This is a genomic window from Micromonospora sp. R311 (assembly GCF_056780015.1).
Genome location: NZ_JBSWCE010000005.1, coordinates 215,913 through 232,375, shown reverse-complemented (window position 1 = coordinate 232,375; position 16,463 = coordinate 215,913). Strand labels below are relative to the sequence as shown.

Sequence of the window (16,463 nt, the reverse complement as noted above, 5' to 3'; positions counted from 1 at the left end):
CCATCGCATAGGGGAACGGGGATTGGCGATAGCTGCCGGCGGTACTTATATCTCCCTTAAACCGCGCGAACCGCTCTCTTATTCCCATCTCGGGCCTCATCGCCCGTTTCCTCCACCAACCCCACCTCGACTGTACCGGAGCACCCCCACATCGGCTCGGCGGCCGGGCGCTCTCCGCCCCGATGTCCGATCACGCCCGACGACGGTGACCGACCACGCACGACGCGGCGGTGAGCGGCCGGTCAGCGGCGCGGGACCACCTTCGCGGCGATCTCGGTGAGCGGGAGCCCGGCCAGCTGCTCCGGGGTGAACCAGGCGGCCCGCGCGGTGGAGCCGCCGGCCAGCTCGGTCACCCGGGCCTCGGTGGGCGCGTCCACCACCACCCGGTAGATCACCCGGACGCCGTGCCAGTCCAGCGGGCGCCCCTCCGGGCCGAGGGCGGCCGGGTTGTGCAGGTTGTCCACCCCGATCAGCTCGACCACCCGGCCGAGCTGGCCGCCCTCCTCGACCAGTTCGCGCAGCAGCGCGGCGACCGGCTGCTCGCCGTGGTCGGTGCCGCCGCCGGGCAGGTGCCACCGGCCCGCCCCCGGGTAGCCGTCCGCGATCATGGTCAACAGCACCCGTCCGGCCGGGTCGGTCACCAGCCCGTACGCGCCGAAACGCAGCCGCCGGTCGGGCGGGGCGGCCGGCCCGGCCGGCAGCGCCCGGGGCAGGCCCGGCGGTAGCGGGGTGACGGGCAGGCCGAGCAGGTCGGCGGTGAACGGCATCAGCGGCACGGCCGTCGCCTCGGCGGGCGTGAACCAGGACAGCGCGTCGCTGCCGCCGGCCGGCTCCGGCCGCGGTTCGCCGCCCCGCACGACGACGTCGAAGACGAGCCGGTCGGTGTGCACCGCGACACCGGAATCGGGGTAGGTGGTCACGTCGGCGAGCACGGCCCGCAGCCCGGTCACCTCGACGGCGAGGCCGGTCTCCTCGGCTAACTCGCGGACCACCGCGCGCGCCGGGTGCTCGGCGTGCTCCACCCCGCCGCCCGGCAGCTGCCAGACCCCGGGGAAGGGGCAGGAGGCCGAGCCCCGGGCCAGCAACACCCGGCCGGCGCCCTCGCACACCCCGTACGCCCCGACCCGCCGCGCTTCCCGGACCACCCGCTGCTCCCCCGCATCGCCGGCTCCACCCGTCGATCATGAGGTTAGCGGCACCCGACGCGGCGTGCCGCCCGGTCAACCTCGTGGTCGCCGCGGGGTCGGCGGGGTGGGTCAGGCCAGGCGGGCGGCCTGGACGGCTTCGGCGGTGACCTCGGTGAGGCGGTCGGTGGGCAGGGCACCGAGTTCGGCGGGGGCGAACCAGCGGGCCTCGCAGGTGGAGCCGCCGACGTCGGCGACGGTCGGCGGGGCCGGCTGGTCGACCACCACCCGGTAGAAGGCGCGCACGCCGTGCCAGTCGATCGGGTAGCCCTCCGGGCCGAGCGAGGCGGCGTCCCGGTGGCTGGCCACCCCGAGCAGCTCGACCAGGCGCCCGGTCTGCCCGGTCTCCTCGACCAGCTCGCGGATCAGCGCCGCGCCCGGCTGCTCGCCGTAGTCGGTGCCGCCGCCGGGCAGGTGCCAGCAGCCCGCGCCGGGATAGCCGTCGGCCACCCGGGTGAGCAGCACCCGCCCCTCGGGGTCGGTGCAGACCGCGTACGCGGCGAAGCGCTGCGCCCGGTGCAGCCCGTCCGGGCCGGGCACCGCGTAGAAGGAGGGGAACTCCGGCGGCTCGTCCGGCACCACGTCGGCGGAGGAGGCGGGCAGGTCCAGGGCGCGCGCGGTGAACGAGCGCAGCGGCAGCTCGGCGGCCTCCTGCCGGGTGAACCAGCGGGCCAGGTCGGTCGGCCGGTCCACCCGGTCGGTGAGCGTCCCACCGCGGACCGAGACCCGGTAGATCAGTCGGTCGGTGTGGATGGTGATGCCCCGCTCGGGCAGCGCCCGCATGTCGGCCAGCACGTCGCTGAGGCCGGAGACGGTCACCGAGAGCCCGGTCTCGGCCGCGGTCTCGCGGACGACCGTGTGGTTCGGGTCCTCGCCGTGGTCGACCGCCCCGCCGGGCAACGACCAGGTGCCGGGAGTGCCGGAGCGCTCGGACGCGCGGACCAGCAGGACCCGGCCGAGCGGGTCAGCACAGACTGCGTATGCCGCGATCCTGCGCAGCGGCTTCAGCGAGGTGGTCACGGGAGGAAATTCTCCCCGGCGCCGGTTACCGGCATCGAAAAGAGTCAGATTCCTGACTCAAGGCTCCCGGATCAGGGGTCGGTCAGGGTAGAGGTCCGGGCGGTCACCGAGGTCGATCCGACCGGCCGCGCGGAGGCTGGAGGCATGACACACACCAGCCCTCCCCAGGCCCCGTACAAGCAGCTCCGCCGCCCGACCACCGACCGGATGGTGGCCGGCGTGGCCAGCGGCGTCGGCCGCTACTTCGCCGTCGACCCCACCCTGGTCCGGGTCGTCTTCGCCGTCAGCGGCCTGCTCACCGGCGGGCTCGCGCTGCTCGCGTACCCGATCATGTGGTTCCTGATGCCCGAGGAGCCGGCCGGCGCGCCGGCCTGGCCGCACCCGGCGGAGGGCGCGCCGCCCACCGTGGCGCAGCCCACCGTCCCGCCGACCGCCGCCGGGCAGCCGGCGCCGCCGACCTACCCGCCGGCGGCGTGAGGCCGAGTCACTCCCACTCGATGGTGCCCGGCGGCTTGCTGGTCACGTCCAGCACCACCCGGTTGACCTCGGCGACCTCGTTGGTGATCCGGGTGGAGATCTTCGCGACCACCTCGTACGGCAGCCGGGACCAGTCGGCGGTCATCGCGTCCTCGCTGGAGACCGGGCGCAGCACCACGGGGTGCCCGTAGCTGCGCCCGTCCCCCTGCACCCCGACGCTGCGCACGTCGGCCAGGAGCACCACCGGGAACTGCCAGACGCCGCGGTCCAGGCCGGCGGCGGTCAGCTCCTCCCGGGCGATCAGGTCGGCCCGGCGCAGCACGTCCAGCCGCTCCCGGTCCACCGCGCCGATGATCCGGATGGCCAGGCCGGGCCCCGGGAACGGGTGCCGCCAGACCATCGCCTCGGGCAGGCCGAGCTGGAGGCCGAGCGCCCGGACCTCGTCCTTGAAGAGCGTGCGCAGCGGCTCGACCAGGGCGAACCTCAGGTCCTCCGGGAGACCGCCGACGTTGTGGTGGCTCTTGATGTTGGCGGTGCCGGTGCCGCCGCCGGACTCGACCACGTCCGGGTAGAGGGTGCCCTGCACCAGGAACTCGACGTCGCCGTGCGCGGCGACCTCGCGGGCGGCGGCCTCGAAGACCCGGATGAACTCGCGGCCGATGATCTTGCGCTTCTGCTCCGGGTCGGTAACCCCGGCCAGCGCGCCGAGGAACCGGTCGGCGGCGTCGACCACCTTGAGCTTGATCCCGGTGGCGGCGACGTAGTCCTTCTCCACCTGCTCGGCCTCGCCGGCGCGCAGCAGGCCGTGGTCGACGAAGACGCAGGTGAGCTGGTCACCGACGGCCTTGTGCACCAGCGCGGCGGCGACCGCCGAGTCGACCCCGCCGGAGAGGCCGCAGATGACCTCCTTGTCGCCGACCTGCTCGCGGATCCGGGCCACCTGCTCGTCGATGATGTTCTCGGCCGTCCAGGTGGGCTCGATGCCGGCGATGTCGTGCAGGAAGCGGCGGAGCATCTCCTGGCCGTGCGCGGTGTGACCGACCTCGGGGTGGAACTGCACGCCGGCCCGGCGGCCGGCGAGGTCCTCGAACGCGGCCACCGGCGCGCCCGCCGACTCGGCGGTCACCGTGAACCCGGCCGGCGCCTCGGTGACGCAGTCGCCGTGGCTCATCCAGACCGGCAGGTCGTCCGGCAGCTCGCGGAGCAGCACGCCGGCCTCGGGGCGGGCCCGCAGCGGGGTGCCGCCGTACTCGCGGTTGCCGGTGCGGGCCACCGTGCCGCCGAGCGCCCGGGCCATCGCCTGGAAGCCGTAGCAGATGCCGAAGACCGGCACCCCGGCGTCGAACATACCGGCGTCGATCTGCGGCGCGCCCGGGGCATAGACGCTGGACGGGCCACCGGAGAGGATGATCGCGGCCGGCTGCTTCGCCAGCATCTCGGCGACCGGCATCGAGTGCGGCACGATCTCCGAGTAGACGTTGGCCTCACGCACCCGGCGCGCGATGAGCTGGGCGTACTGGGCTCCGAAGTCCACCACGAGGACGGGGCGAGGCGTGCTCATGTGCAGAAAGCCTACCCACAGTCACGACCCGCCCCGGCCGCGCCCCGCCGCACCGCACCCGCAATACGCGATCTTGCACTTCCCGCCCCGACAAACGGGGCAGAAGTCGCACCTCGGGGGCAGCAAGCGCAAGATCGCGGGGTGGGGGGTGGGTCAGGGGTGGAGGGCGGCGGGGGCGTGCGGGGGCACGGCCGGGTGATGGGGGGCGACGGGGGTGAGCCGGACGTACGGCGAGCCGAGCGGGGGGCGGGGGTCCGCCTCGCCCTGGTTGGGCCAGAAGGACATGGCGCGTTCGGCCTGGGCGGTGATGGTCAGCGACGGGTTCACCCCGAGGTTCGCCGAGATCGCCGCGCCGTCCACCACGTGCAGCCCCGGGTGGCCGTAGACCCGGTGCCAGGGGTCGATCACACCCTCGGCGGCGGTGGCGCCGATCACCGCTCCGCCGAGGATGTGCGCGGTCATCGGGATGTCGAACGGCTCGGTGAGCGACCCGCCGGGCACGCCGCCGATCTCCTCGGCGAGCAGCCGGGCGGCGGTGTTGCCGGCCGGGATCCAGGTCGGGTTCGGCGCGCCGTGGCCGGGGCCGGAGACCAGCCGCCGGCCGAGCGGGCCGCGCCGGAACCGGGTGGTCAGCGAGTTGTCCGCGGACTGCATCACCAGGGCGATCACCGTCCGCTCCGACCAGCCGCGCACGGAGAGCATCCGGGCGGCCGTGCCGGGCTGGCGGAGCAGGGTGGCCACCCAGCGGCGCACCCGGTGCGGCCCGCCGTCGACCAGCAGCGACTGGAGCAGGCCCATCGCGTTGGACCCCCGGCCGTAGCGGACCGGCTCGATGTGGGTCTGCGGGTCGGGGTGGAACGAGCTGGTGATCGCCACCCCCTCGGTGAAGTCGAGCCGCTGCGCGCGGGCCCGCTGGCGCGGCACCGAGGCGCCGAGGATCGCCTCGGAGTTGGTCCGGGTCAGCTCGCCGAGGCGGGGCGAGAGCGCGGGCAGCGCGCCGGTGGCCTTCATCTCGTGCAGCAGCCGCTGGGTGCCGAGCGCGCCGGCGGCGAAGACCACCTGGTCGGCGTGGATCACCTGACGGCGCCGGCGCAGCCACGCCCCGGTGCGGACGGTCTCCACCGCGTAGCCGCCGCCCGCGGCCGGCCGGACGGCGGTCACCGTGGTCAGCGGATGGACCACGGCGCCGAGCCGCTCGGCCAGCCAGAGGTAGTTCTTCACCAGGGTGTTCTTCGCCCCGTGCCGGCAGCCGGTCATGCAGGAGCCGCAGTGCGTGCAGCCGGTGCGCTCCGGGCCGGCGCCGCCGAAGTACGGGTCGGCCACCCGCTCGCCCGGGCGGCCGATGTGCACCCCGACCGGGGTGGCGTGGAAGGTGTGCCCCACCCCCATCCGGTCGGCCACCGCCCGCATCGCCCGGTCCGCCCCGGTGAGGATCGGGTACGTGGTGACGCCGAGCATCCGCTTCGCCTGGTCGTAGTGGCGGGCCAGCTCGTCGCGCCAGTCGGTGATGTCGCGCCACTGCGGGTCGTCGTAGAAGGCGGGCAGCGGCTCGTAGAGGGTGTTCGCGTAGACCAGCGAGCCGCCGCCGACCCCGGTGCCGGAGAGCACCATCACCCCGCCGCCGGCCCGACGGTCGGCGGGACGGAGCAAGGTGATCCGTTGCAGGCCGTAGCAGCCGAGCTTCGGCGCCCAGAGGAAGCGGCGCAGCCGCCAGGAGGTCTGCGGGAACTCGTCGTCGGCGAAGCGCCGCCCGGCCTCCAGGACACCGACGCGGTAGCCCTTCTCGGCGAGCCGGAGCGCGGTGACGCTGCCGCCGAAACCGGACCCGATGACCAGCACCTCGTACCGCATGGACGCATCATTACCGGTCAGTAGCGGTCGCGCCAGGGGCAGTTTTCGCGCGATCATGCACCCCCGGCCACCGCCCGCCGCCCCGGACGAACCCGAGGCCGCCGTCGGAGCGTTGAGTCAGGTACGGGGAGAGGGGTCGGACATGGTGCTGGGATCGCGGACGCCGCGGCGGCGCTGGCTGCTGGGGTTGGTCGTGCTCACCGCCGTCGTGCTGGTGGCGGCGGGCGCCGTGGTGGTGACCCGGCTGGTCGACCGGAACGCCGGGACGCCGGTCGCCGGCACCCCGGGCGTCACCTCCTCCCCCACGCCGGGCACCACGCCGAGCGGCAGCCCGAGCCCGACCGGCCCGCCGCCGGGGGCGGACATCACCGGCCCGCTCAACCTGCTGCTGGTCGGGGTGGACACCCGGGTCAGCGTGCCCGGCTGGGAGCCGCACGCCGACGCCGTGCTGGTGCTGCACGTGCCGAAGGGGCTGGGCCGGGCGTACCTCTTCTCCCTCCCCCGCGACCTGGTGGTGGACATCCCGGCCTTCCCGAAGGCCGGGTACCGGGGCGGGCGGACCAAGCTCACCCACGCGATGAGCTACGGCAGCCGGGTGCCGGGCAAGCCCAAGCAGCCGAGCACCGCGCAGGGGTACGAACTGCTGCGCAGCACCGTCAGCGGCTACACCGGCCTGCGCATCGACGCCGGCGCGGTGCTCACCTTCGGCGGCTTCGACAAGCTGGTGGACACCCTCGGCGGGGTGGACGTCTACGTCGACCAGCGGGTGGTCTCGCGGCACCGCCGCCCGGACGGCCGGCACCGCGACCCGGCGCCGGGCGGCTACAGCGGGCCGCAGATGGTCTACGAGAAGGGCCAGCGGCACCTGACCGGCTGGCAGGCGATCGACTACGCCCGGCAGCGCTACCTCACCGGCGGCGACTACGCCCGGCAACGGCACCAGCAGCAACTGATCCGCGCGCTGGTCCGCAAGATCCTCGACCAGAACCTGGCCCGGCAGCCGGAACGGGTCGAGCAGGTGGTCGCCGCGCTCGGCGACACACTGCTCTACTCCGCCGCCGGCGGGCGGCGGATCGTCGAGTTCGCGTACGCCCTCGGCGGGCTGCCGGCGGACCGGTTCGTCCTGGTCGGACTCCCCGGCGCCGCGGTCGGCCGGGGCAGCGGCTACCGCGGCGAGCAGCTCACCGGGACCGGCCGGGACTTCCTCACCGCGCTGCGCGCCGGCCGGGCCGACGCGTACCTCGCCCAGCACCCGCAGCTGCGGATCCGGACCTGACCCGCCGGGCGGGCGGTCAGAGCCGCTCGGGGCGGTCGGGGCGTTCGGTGCCGTAGAGCCAGGCGTCGAAGAGGTCGTCCAGCCGCTCGCCGGAGATCCGCTCGGCCAGCGCCACAAACTGGGCCGTGGTGGCGTTGCCGTCGCGCTTCTCCGCCGCCCAGGTCTTGAGGATCTCGAAGAAGGCCTTGTCGCCGACCGCCACCCGCAACGCGTGCACGGTCATCGCGCCGCGCTGGTACACCGACTCGCTGAACAGGTTCTCCACCCCCGGCTTCCCCGGCGGGATGCGCCACACCCGGCTGGCGGCGCCCTGATAGCGCACCTCGAACGTCTGCTCCGCCTTCCGGCCGGTGTCGTGCTCGGCCCAGAGCCACTCGGCGTACGTGGCCAGCCCCTCGTTGAGCCAGATGTCCTGCCATTTCGCGAGCGTCACGCTGTTGCCGAACCACTGGTGGGCCAGCTCGTGCGCGACCACCCCGGTGTTCTCGCCGTCCCGGAAGAAGGACGCGGCGTAGACCGGGCGGCTCTGCGTCTCCAGCGCGTACCGGATCCGGTCGTCGGAGACCACCACCCCGCCGTACGACTCGAACGGGTACGGGCCGAAGAGCCGCTCCAGGTAGTCGGCGACCTTCACGGTCTCGGCGATCGACCGGTCCGCCGCGCCCTCGGCCAGCCGGGTGGTGACCGCGTGGAACACCGGCCGTCCCTTGTGCTCGCCCCGGGTCAGCCGGAACTTGCCGATCACCACGGTGCTCAGGTAGCTGGCCATCGGCGCCCGCTCGGCCCACCTCCAGGTGGTCCAGCCGTCCGCGCTGCTCCGGCCCACCGGCACGCCGTTGCTCACCGCGGTCAGCCCGTCGGGCACGGTGATCTCGAAGTCGTAGGCGGCCTTGTCGGAGGGGTGGTCGTTGACCGGGAACCAGGTGCTCGCCGACTCCGGCTGGCCGAGTGCGATGGCGCCGTCGGCGGTGTGCAGGAAACCGCCCTCGCCGAGCGCCTCGTTGCGCAGCGGTTCCGGCTCACCGTCGTAGCTGATCTCGGCGACGAAGCCGTTGCCGGCGATCAGGCCGCGCGCCGGCGTGATCACCAGCTCGTCGCCCTTGCGGCTGTGCCGGGCCGGGGCACCGTCCACCGTCACCGCGCGCACGGTCAGCCCGGCCAGGTCCAGGTTGAACGCGGAGAGGTCGGCGGTCGCGGCGGCCTGCACGGTGGTGGTGCCGGTGAGCCGGTCCTTCGCCGGGTCGTAGCGCACCCGGACGGTGTACCGGCCGACGTCGTAGCCGCCGTTGCCGTAGGTCGGGAAGTACTCGTCGCCCACCCCGGCGGCCCCGGGCTTGAACTGGCGCCCGGCGCCCGACGTCGGGGCGGCCGAGGTGACGTCCGGCTCCGCCGCGGACCCGCACCCGCCCACGCCCAGCGCCCCGACCATCAGCAGGCCGGTGACCAGCAGAACCCGCCGCGACAGCGCCATCGCCTCGCCCCTTCCCGCGCCGACGGGCCGCCCGGCCGGTCGGCGCGCGGCGGCCACCGGGGGACCGCACCACGGCCGGCCCGCCCGGCGGCAGCCTACCGACCGTCGATCAAGGACCCGTCACGGCAGGGCGGGCGCGCTGCCACCGACCAGCCAGGCGTCGAAAAGCGGCCGCAGCGACCGCCCGGCGACCCGCTCGGCGAGCGCGACCAGGTCGGCGGTAGTGGCGTTGCCGCCCCGCCGCTCGGCGGTCCAGCTGCGCAGGATGCGGAAGAAGGCCTCGTCACCGACGGTACGGCGCAGCGCGTGCACGGCCAGCGCGCCGCGCTTGTAGACGGCCGTGCCGAACAGCTGCGCCGGTCCCGGGTCGACGGACGGCCGGGACCAGTCGGTGGCGGCGTACTGCAGCTCGAAGTTGCGCTGCGCGGTGCGGCCGCCGTCGTGTTCCTCCCAGAGCCACTCCGCGTAGCTGGCGAACCCCTCGTTGAGCCAGATGTCGCTCCACCGGGTCAGCGCCACGCTGTTGCCGAACCACTGGTGGGCCAGCTCGTGGGCGACCACCCCGGTGTTCGGCCGGCCGTCGCGGAAGAAGCCGGGCCCGTACACCGGCCGGGACTGGGTCTCCAGCGCGTAGCCGATCCGGTCGTCGGTGACCACGATCCCGCCGTACGAGTCGAACGGGTACGGCCCGAAGCGGCTGGCCAGGAAGTCGGCGATCTCCCCCGTCCGGGCCAGCGAGGCGGCCGCCGGGCCGGTCGCCGGCAGGCTCGCCGGCACGGCGGTGACCATCGGCTTGCCGGCGTGGGTGCCGGTCCGCACCCGGTAGTCGCCGATCACCAGCGTGCTCAGGTAGCTGGCCATCGGCGCCCGCTCGGTCCACCGCCAGGTGGTCCAGCCGCCCGCACTCGTCCGCTCCCCCGGTACCCCGTTGCTCAACGCGGCCAGCCCGTCCGGGACGGTCACCTCGATGTCGTAGGTGGCCTTGTCGGACGGGTGGTCGTTGACCGGGAACCAGGTGGCCGCCGAGTGCGGCTGGCCGAGCCCGACGGCGCCGTCGGCGGTGTGCAGGAAGCCGCCGCTGCCCAGCACGCCGTCGGGGACCGGGGCGGGCACCCCGCCGTACTCCACCTCCACGACGAAGCGGCTGCCCCCGGCCAGGCCCGTGGCCGGGGTGACCACCAGCTCGTCGCCGTCGCGCCGGTGCTCGACCTCGGCCCCGCCGACCGTCACCCGCGAGACGTCCAGGCCGGCCAGGTCCAGGTTGAACCGGGACAGGCCGGTGGTCGCGGTGGCGGTCAGCTGCGCCCGGCCGGTGAGCCGGTCCGTCGCCGGGTCGTAGCGGACCACCAGCCGGTAGTGCGCGACGTCGTACCCGCCGTTGCCGGCGCCGGGCACGTACGGGTCGGCGAGATCCGCCGCGCCGGGGCGGAAGCGGCCGTCGTCGCGGTCGGGTCCGGTGCAGGCGGTGAACGCCACCGCCGCCACCACGGCGGCGACGACCATGCGGTTGAGCCGGTCACGAGTACGACGCACCGGCCGAGCCTAACGGCGCGGCCGGTGCGGGAAGGGCGACTTGCGACGGGTCAGCGGTCGAGGACCAGGCCGACCTTCTGGAATTCCTTCAGATCGCGGTAGCCGCACTTGGCCATCGCCCGGCGCAGCCCGCCGAAGAGGTTGAGCTGCCCGTCCGGCTCGTCGGCCGGGCCGAAGAGCAGCTGCTCCATCGAGCCGAGCGGCTCGCCGGCGACCTCGAACGCGCCCCGCGGCAGCGACGGGTGGCTGGCGGCCGAGTGCCACCAGGCGCCGCCGGCCGGCGCCTCGGTGCACAGCGACAGCGGCTCGCCGAGCATCACCGCGTCCGCGCCGCAGCCGAGCGCCTTGGCGATGTCGCCGGAGGTCTGGATGTCGCCGTCGGCGATCAGGTGCACGTACCGGCCGCCGGTCTCGTCGAGGTAGTCGCGGCGGGCCGCCGCCGCGTCCGCGATCGCGGTCGCCATCGGCACCCGGATGCCGAGCACCGACTCGGTGGTGGACCACTCGTCGCCGCCGATGCCCACGATCACGCCGGCCGCGCCGGTGCGCATGAGGTGCAGCGCGGTCTTGTAGTCGGTGCAACCGCCGACGATGACCGGCAGGTCGAGGTCGGCGATGAACTCCTTGAGGTTGAGCGGCTCGTCGGTGGTCGACACGTGCTCGGCGGAGACGATGGTGCCCTGGATGACCAGGATGTCCACGCCGGCGTCCAGGATCACCGGGGCCAGCGCCAGGGTGTGCTGCGGGGAGACCCGGACGGCCACCGTCCCGCCGCCGGCGCGCAGCTCGCGGACCCGCTCGGCGATCAGGTCCGGGCGGATCGGCTCGGCGTACACCTCCTGGAGCCGCTTGGTGGCGCGGGCGTCCTCGTCGAGCGCGGCCAGCTCCTCGAGCACCTTGGTCGGGTTCTCGTAGCGGGTCCACAGGCCCTCGACGTTGAGCACGCCGAGGCCGCCGAGCTGGCCGAGCCGGACGGCGGACGCCGGGCTCATCGTGGCGTCGGAGGGGTGCCCGACGCAGGGAATGCCGAACTGGTAGGCGTCGAGCTGCCAGTTGGTCGAGACGTCGTCGACGTCCCGGGTCCGGCGGCTCGGCACGATGGCGATGTCGTCCAGGTGGTAGCCGCGTTGCGCGGTCTTACCCAGCCCGATCTCGACCACGTCACGCATGGGGGACTCCAGGTGTCTTCGGGGGTGGTGGTGGGGTCAGCGGGAGTGGTAGTTGGGCGCCTCGACCGTCATCTGGATGTCGTGCGGGTGGCTCTCCTTGAGCCCGGCCGCGGTGATCCGGATGAGCTGGCCGCGCCGGTGCAGCTCGGGGATGCTCTCCGCGCCGACGTACCCCATCGCCGCGCGCAGCCCGCCGACGAGCTGGTGGGCGACCGTGGCGAGCGGCCCGCGGTAGGGCACCTGGCCCTCCACGCCCTCGGGGACGAGCTTGTCCTCGGCGAGCACGTCCTGCTGGAAGTAGCGGTCCTTGGAGTAGGACTTGCCCTGGCCGCGCGACTGCATGGCACCGAGCGAACCCATCCCGCGGTACGCCTTGTACTGCTTGCCGTTGATGAAGATCAGCTCGCCGGGGCTCTCCTCGCACCCGGCCAGCAGGCTGCCCAGCATCACCGTGTCGGCCCCGGCGACCAGGGCCTTGGCGATGTCGCCCGAATACTGGATGCCGCCGTCGCCGATCACCGGCACGCCGGCCGGGCGGGCGGCCCGGGCGGCCTCCATGATCGCGGTGATCTGCGGTACGCCGACCCCGGCGACGATCCGGGTGGTGCAGATGGCGCCCGGCCCGACGCCGACCTTCACCCCGTCGGCGCCGGCCTCGACCAGCGCCCTGGCGCCGGCGTAGGTGGCCACGTTGCCGCCGACGATGTCGATGGTGACGTCGGACTTGAGCCGGCGGACCATGTCCAGCACGGCCCGCTGGTGGCCGTGCGCGGTGTCCACGATCAGCACGTCGACGCCCGCGTCGACCAGCGCCCGGGCCCGCTTGTAGGCGTCCTCGCCGACCCCCACCGCGGCGGCGACGCGCAGCCGGCCGGCGGAGTCCTTGGTGGCGTTCGGGTACTGCTCGCTCTTGGTGAAGTCCTTGACCGTGATCAGCCCGCGCAGCTTGCCGGAGTCGTCGACGATCGGCAGCTTCTCCACCTTGTGCTGGCGCAGGAGGCCGAGCGCGTCCTCCTTGCTCACCCCGACCGGCGCGGTGACCAGCGGGGTCCGGGTCATGATCTCGCGGACCGGGGTGGCCGGGTCGGAGACGAAGCGCATGTCGCGGTTGGTGACGATGCCGACCAGCTGGCCGTCGCCGTCCACCACCGGCACGCCGGAGATCCGGTAGCGCCCGCAGAGCGCGTCGACGTCACGCAGGGTGTCCCCCGGGCTGGCGGTGACCGGGTTGGTGATCATGCCGGACTCGGAGCGCTTGACCAGGTCGACCTGGAGCGCCTGGTCCTCCAGGGAGAGGTTGCGGTGCAGCACCCCGATGCCGCCCTGGCGGGCCATCGCGATCGCCATCCGCGCCTCGGTCACCGTGTCCATCGCGCTGGACAGCAGCGGCACGCTGAGGTCGATGTTGCGGGTCAGCTTGGTCACCGTGTTGACCCGGCTCGGCACCACGTCCGACTCGCCCGGCTGGAGCAGCACGTCGTCGAAGGTCAGCCCGAGCGGCACCACCCGGGCGGAGCCGGCGGGCAGCTCCGGCAGGTGACCGCCCAGCTCGGCGTGGTCGGCGCCGCTCGGCAGGTCGGTGCTGGGCGAAATTTCCACGATTGCTCCCCTGAGCTGCTCGGACGGGCTTCAGCGAGGTGGCGCGGACGGGCACCGGCGTACGCCGGGTGACGGCGCTTCGCCCCATCGTACCCAGTGACCTGCGCCGGGCCCGCCGGCGGCGGGCCGGGTCGCGGCCGGCCGGGGGGCGGGCATCGCCGCTGCGGTGGGTCTACGGTGATGGTGTGCACGACGAGCCCATCGACCCGTTCAACGGCGACCCGGCCGATCCGGCAGCGGGCCTGCACGATCCCGGCGACGACGCCCCGCTCGACCCGCTGACCGAGGGCGAACGACAGGACGTGCTGGAGGACCTCGCCGACCTGGAGATCTACCAGGCGCTGCTGGCGCCGATCGGGATCCGCGGGCTGGTGATCGAGTGTGAGGACTGCCGGGAACCGCACTACTTCGACTGGGACCTGCTCCGCGGCAACCTGCGCCACCTGCTCAGCTCCGGCCGGCCGCGGGTGCACGAGCCGGCCTACGACCCGGATCCGGACCACTACGTCACCTGGGACTACGCCCGCGGCTACGCCGACGGGGTGCACGACACGCTGACCGAGGGCACCGAGGACGAGCCCGGCTCCGGCGACTGACCGGGCCCCGGCCGGGCCGACGGGTGGGCCGGGTCACCTGGCCGCCCCGGTCGCGTTCCGGGCGGCTTCAGGCCACCAGGCCGGCCCGGAAGCCGGCGGCCACCGCGTGCGCCCGGTCCCGGGCGCCGAGCTTGCGGAAGAGCCGCCGGGCGTGCGTCTTCACGGTGTCCTCCGAGACGAACAGCTCGCGGCCGATCTCGGCGTTGCTCTTGCCCTCCGCCATGCCGAGCAGCACCTGGAGTTCCCGCTCGGTCAGGCCGACCGGCGGCCGGCCGGACCGGGTACCCGGTGCGTCCCGCCGGGCCTCCGGCGCGGTCTCCTCCGGCTCGCCGGCGGCCGGCTCGGCCGGGTCGTCACCACGCTGCACCGGCACCACCGCCGGGGCGCCGCCAGCCTCGACCGGGCCGGAGGGCCAGGGCGGGCCGGGCTCACCGGGCGGCCGGCCGCCCGCCGCCGGGCGGGTCGGGCCGCCGACCGCGGCGGTGTCCCGGGCCGGGTCGGTGATCCGGTGCCGGGCCGTGCGGCCGGGCGCGGAGAGCAGCAGCAGGGCCTTGGCCACCGCGCTGGTCAGGTCGTGGTCGGCGCCCTGGATCAGCCCCCGGGCGCCGGCGCTGATGGTGGCGGCCGCCGCCTCCGACTCCTCCGTCCCGAGCAGCACCACGGCGGCCTGCGGCGCGCGGGCCAGCACCCGGCGGACGAAGCCGGCGCTGTCCGGCCGGGTGAGCGCCGTGTCGGCGAGCACCACGTCGGCCGGGCGCTCGGCCAGACGCAGCATCACTTCGGGATCGGAGACAGCGGTCCGGACGACCGCCGACAGCCCGAGCCGGGCCGCCGCCGAGGTCAGGTGCTGGGCGGCGAGCGGTGTCCGAACGCACACGAGAACCGTACGCACTGTGGTCTCCTCTCCGCCCATGAGCAGACCATGTCCGGGCGCGCCCCCGAGGGGGTTCCCGGCAATCCTCCGAACTTTTCCGACAGTTAGGGCATATGCGGCAAGTTGCCGGAAGTTTTCGATCACAGAAGTGTGAGTCGGCAACTGCTCGGGTACCGGAAGGTCCAGGCCGGGAACGGTGCGCCTGCGCGGCCCGCCGCCCGGTAGCCGGCCAAGAAGATCTCGCGGTGCCGCGCGGGAGGAGGGGTGCTGATGTCGAACGTACGTAGACTGCCCGGACCCATCGTCGATCTCTGGGACTGGCAGCGGCTCGGCGCCTGCCGGGGCCGCGACAGCGCCCAGTTCTTCCACCCGGACGGCGAGCGCGGCTCCTCCCGCCTGCGCCGGGAATCCGGCGCCAAGGCGGTCTGCCGCACCTGCCCGGTACGCGCCGAGTGCGCCGCGCACGCGCTCTCGGTCCGCGAGCCGTACGGCGTGTGGGGCGGCTTCAGCGAGTCCGAGCGGCTGCGGCTGCTCGCCATGGGTTGGGAGGACCTGGCCGACCGCCGGCAGACCCGGGTCGACGTGGCCCGGCTGGAGGCCCGGCTGGGCGGGCCGCACAAGTCGGCCGTCCCCGCCCAGCGCAAGGTCGCCTGAGCCGACCCACCACCCCCGCACACCGTCCGTCGACGCCGCGCCCCGCACCGGGGCGCGGCGTCGGCGCGCGGTTCGACGACACCGCCCGGCCGTACGGTCGCCGGGCTCGGCCGGTGGCCGGCTTCCGGCGAAGGCCCCGGGGTGCGTGGTGTGATGGCGGGGTGGAGCTCCGGGAGTTGCGGGCGTTCGTCGCGGTCGTCGAGGAAGGGAGCCTCTCGGCGGCGGCCCGGCGGTTGCACCTGAGCCAGCCCGCGCTGTCCCAGACCGTGAACGCGCTGGAACGACAGCTCGGCGTGCAGCTGCTGGTCCGCGGTAGCACCGGGGTGCGGGCCACCGAGGCGGGCATGACGCTGCTCACCGAGGCCCGGGCGGTGCTCGCCCGGCACGACCGGGCGGTGGCCGCGGTCACCCGGCACACCGCGGCGGGTGGCAGCGTGCTCCGGCTCGGGATCCCGCTCGAACTCCCCGCCGACCTGCTGTCCCGGCCGCTCGCCGCCCTCACCGCGGCCCATCCGGGTACCCGGGTGCAGGCCCGCCACCTGTCCACCGGGGCGCAGCTCGCCGCGCTGCGCACCGGTGAACTCGACCTCGGGCTGGTCCGGGAGCACCCGATCGGCCCCGACCTGGACGCCGTCCTGGTCGTCGAGGAACGGCTGGGCGTCCTGCTCGCCGCCGACCAGGCCGCGGCGCTCGCCGGGCCGGAGGGAATCCGGCTGGACGCCCTTGCCGGCCTCGACTGGGTCGGTTTCCCCCGCTCCGGCAGCCCCGCCTGGTACGACGAGCTCACCGCGATCCTGCGCAGCCACGGCCTCGACCTCGGACCCGCCGCGCCGGAAGGTCAGGAACTGATCGCCGAGGTGAAACTCGCGGCGGTGACCGCCGGGGGCGCCTTCGCGCTGGCCCCGCCCGGCTGGTCGCCGCCGATCCCGGCGGCGGTCACCTGGTCGCCGCTGGTCGGGCATCCCCTCGTCCGCCGGACCTGGGCGGCATGGCCGGCCAGCTCGCACCGGCGCGACCTCGGCCACCTGGTCGCCGCGCTGGAGGTCCGGGTGCCCTGAGTCCGTGTCCGCCACCGACCCGCCCCCGGATCGCTTATGGCGGCCATAAGTCGCTCGATCAGCTCGGCGGGAAAGTCCCGGCGTCGCCGGGACTTGCACCCACTGGTCGGGACAGGCCCGACCGCCGCCGATGAGCGGAA

Annotated in this window: 14 protein-coding genes; 5 read left to right on the top strand and 9 right to left on the bottom strand. The window is 74.6% G+C overall.

Features of this window, described 5'->3' with window-relative positions; genetic code table 11:
* Window positions 1–242: 242 nt before the first annotated feature.
* Together AC1WTP_RS06250 and AC1WTP_RS06245 are read right to left on the bottom strand one after the other, a co-directional pair.
* On the bottom strand, window positions 243–1,145 hold the full coding sequence (locus AC1WTP_RS06250; protein ID WP_481648263.1) for an NUDIX domain-containing protein: 903 nt from the start codon (window positions 1,143–1,145) through the stop codon (window positions 243–245).
* A 111-nt stretch (window positions 1,146–1,256) separates the two neighbouring features.
* The gene (locus AC1WTP_RS06245; protein WP_481648262.1) at window positions 1,257–2,204 is read right to left on the bottom strand and encodes an NUDIX domain-containing protein; all 948 of its coding nucleotides are present in this window, start codon (window positions 2,202–2,204) and stop codon (window positions 1,257–1,259) included.
* 144 nt (window positions 2,205–2,348) lie between these two features.
* Between AC1WTP_RS06245 and AC1WTP_RS06240 the strand changes: the two genes are divergently transcribed.
* Complete coding sequence (locus AC1WTP_RS06240) at window positions 2,349–2,681, top strand: PspC domain-containing protein (RefSeq protein ID WP_481648261.1); 333 nt, start codon at window positions 2,349–2,351, stop codon at window positions 2,679–2,681.
* Window positions 2,682–2,688: 7 nt separating this feature from the next.
* Here the strand turns inward: AC1WTP_RS06240 and guaA are convergent, their stop codons facing one another.
* Entirely contained in the window at window positions 2,689–4,242 is a 1,554-nt protein-coding gene (gene guaA / locus AC1WTP_RS06235) for a glutamine-hydrolyzing GMP synthase (RefSeq protein WP_481648260.1), read from the bottom strand.
* Window positions 4,243–4,395: 153 nt separating this feature from the next.
* Window positions 4,396–6,093: an FAD-dependent oxidoreductase gene (locus AC1WTP_RS06230; protein ID WP_481648259.1), complete on the bottom strand. Its 1,698-nt coding sequence runs from the start codon at window positions 6,091–6,093 to the stop codon at window positions 4,396–4,398.
* 142 nt (window positions 6,094–6,235) lie between these two features.
* On the opposite strand from AC1WTP_RS06230, the gene AC1WTP_RS06225 reads away from it, so the two are divergent.
* Window positions 6,236–7,369, top strand: coding sequence for an LCP family protein (locus AC1WTP_RS06225; protein WP_481648258.1), 1,134 nt, complete (start codon window positions 6,236–6,238; stop codon window positions 7,367–7,369).
* A 16-nt stretch (window positions 7,370–7,385) separates the two neighbouring features.
* On the opposite strand, the gene AC1WTP_RS06220 is transcribed toward AC1WTP_RS06225, so the two are convergent.
* The 4 genes from AC1WTP_RS06220 to guaB form a co-directional block, all read right to left on the bottom strand.
* Window positions 7,386–8,840, bottom strand: a complete 1,455-nt coding sequence (locus AC1WTP_RS06220; RefSeq protein WP_481648257.1) for a M1 family metallopeptidase — start codon at window positions 8,838–8,840, stop codon at window positions 7,386–7,388.
* A gap of 120 nt (window positions 8,841–8,960) precedes the next feature.
* Window positions 8,961–10,343 (bottom strand): M1 family metallopeptidase, encoded by a 1,383-nt coding sequence (locus tag AC1WTP_RS06215; RefSeq protein WP_481648279.1) that lies wholly within the window; start codon window positions 10,341–10,343, stop codon window positions 8,961–8,963.
* 80 nt (window positions 10,344–10,423) lie between these two features.
* Complete coding sequence (locus tag AC1WTP_RS06210; protein ID WP_447134407.1) at window positions 10,424–11,542, bottom strand: GuaB3 family IMP dehydrogenase-related protein; 1,119 nt, start codon at window positions 11,540–11,542, stop codon at window positions 10,424–10,426.
* Window positions 11,543–11,578: 36 nt separating this feature from the next.
* Complete coding sequence (gene guaB / locus AC1WTP_RS06205; protein WP_481648256.1) at window positions 11,579–13,141, bottom strand: IMP dehydrogenase; 1,563 nt, start codon at window positions 13,139–13,141, stop codon at window positions 11,579–11,581.
* 185 nt (window positions 13,142–13,326) lie between these two features.
* Here guaB and AC1WTP_RS06200 point away from each other — a divergent pair, with 185 nt between their 5' ends.
* Window positions 13,327–13,737: a DUF5319 domain-containing protein gene (locus AC1WTP_RS06200; RefSeq protein WP_447134405.1), complete on the top strand. Its 411-nt coding sequence runs from the start codon at window positions 13,327–13,329 to the stop codon at window positions 13,735–13,737.
* Between the two features lie 67 nt (window positions 13,738–13,804).
* On the opposite strand, the gene AC1WTP_RS06195 is transcribed toward AC1WTP_RS06200, so the two are convergent.
* Complete coding sequence (locus tag AC1WTP_RS06195; RefSeq protein ID WP_481648255.1) at window positions 13,805–14,629, bottom strand: helix-turn-helix transcriptional regulator; 825 nt, start codon at window positions 14,627–14,629, stop codon at window positions 13,805–13,807.
* Between the two features lie 252 nt (window positions 14,630–14,881).
* Between AC1WTP_RS06195 and AC1WTP_RS06190 the strand changes: the two genes are divergently transcribed.
* The gene (locus AC1WTP_RS06190; protein WP_481648254.1) at window positions 14,882–15,265 is read left to right on the top strand and encodes a WhiB family transcriptional regulator; all 384 of its coding nucleotides are present in this window, start codon (window positions 14,882–14,884) and stop codon (window positions 15,263–15,265) included.
* Between the two features lie 161 nt (window positions 15,266–15,426).
* Window positions 15,427–16,323, top strand: coding sequence for a LysR family transcriptional regulator (locus AC1WTP_RS06185; protein ID WP_481648253.1), 897 nt, complete (start codon window positions 15,427–15,429; stop codon window positions 16,321–16,323).
* The last annotated feature ends 140 nt before the right edge of the window (window positions 16,324–16,463 follow it).

Bases quoted from the DNA above. Each gene is read 5' to 3' on its own strand.
- AC1WTP_RS06210 (WP_447134407.1), bottom strand. From the start codon at position 11,542: ATGCGTGACGTGGTCGAGATCGGGCTGGGTAAGACCGCGCAACGCGGC.
- AC1WTP_RS06215 (WP_481648279.1), bottom strand. From the start codon at position 10,343: ATGGTCGTCGCCGCCGTGGTGGCGGCGGTGGCGTTCACCGCCTGCACC.
- guaA (WP_481648260.1), bottom strand. From the start codon at position 4,242: ATGAGCACGCCTCGCCCCGTCCTCGTGGTGGACTTCGGAGCCCAGTAC.
- AC1WTP_RS06220 (WP_481648257.1), bottom strand. From the start codon at position 8,840: ATGGCGCTGTCGCGGCGGGTTCTGCTGGTCACCGGCCTGCTGATGGTC.
- AC1WTP_RS06240 (WP_481648261.1), top strand. From the start codon at position 2,349: ATGACACACACCAGCCCTCCCCAGGCCCCGTACAAGCAGCTCCGCCGC.
- AC1WTP_RS06225 (WP_481648258.1), top strand. From the start codon at position 6,236: ATGGTGCTGGGATCGCGGACGCCGCGGCGGCGCTGGCTGCTGGGGTTG.
- AC1WTP_RS06230 (WP_481648259.1), bottom strand. From the start codon at position 6,093: ATGCGGTACGAGGTGCTGGTCATCGGGTCCGGTTTCGGCGGCAGCGTC.
- AC1WTP_RS06190 (WP_481648254.1), top strand. From the start codon at position 14,882: ATGTCGAACGTACGTAGACTGCCCGGACCCATCGTCGATCTCTGGGAC.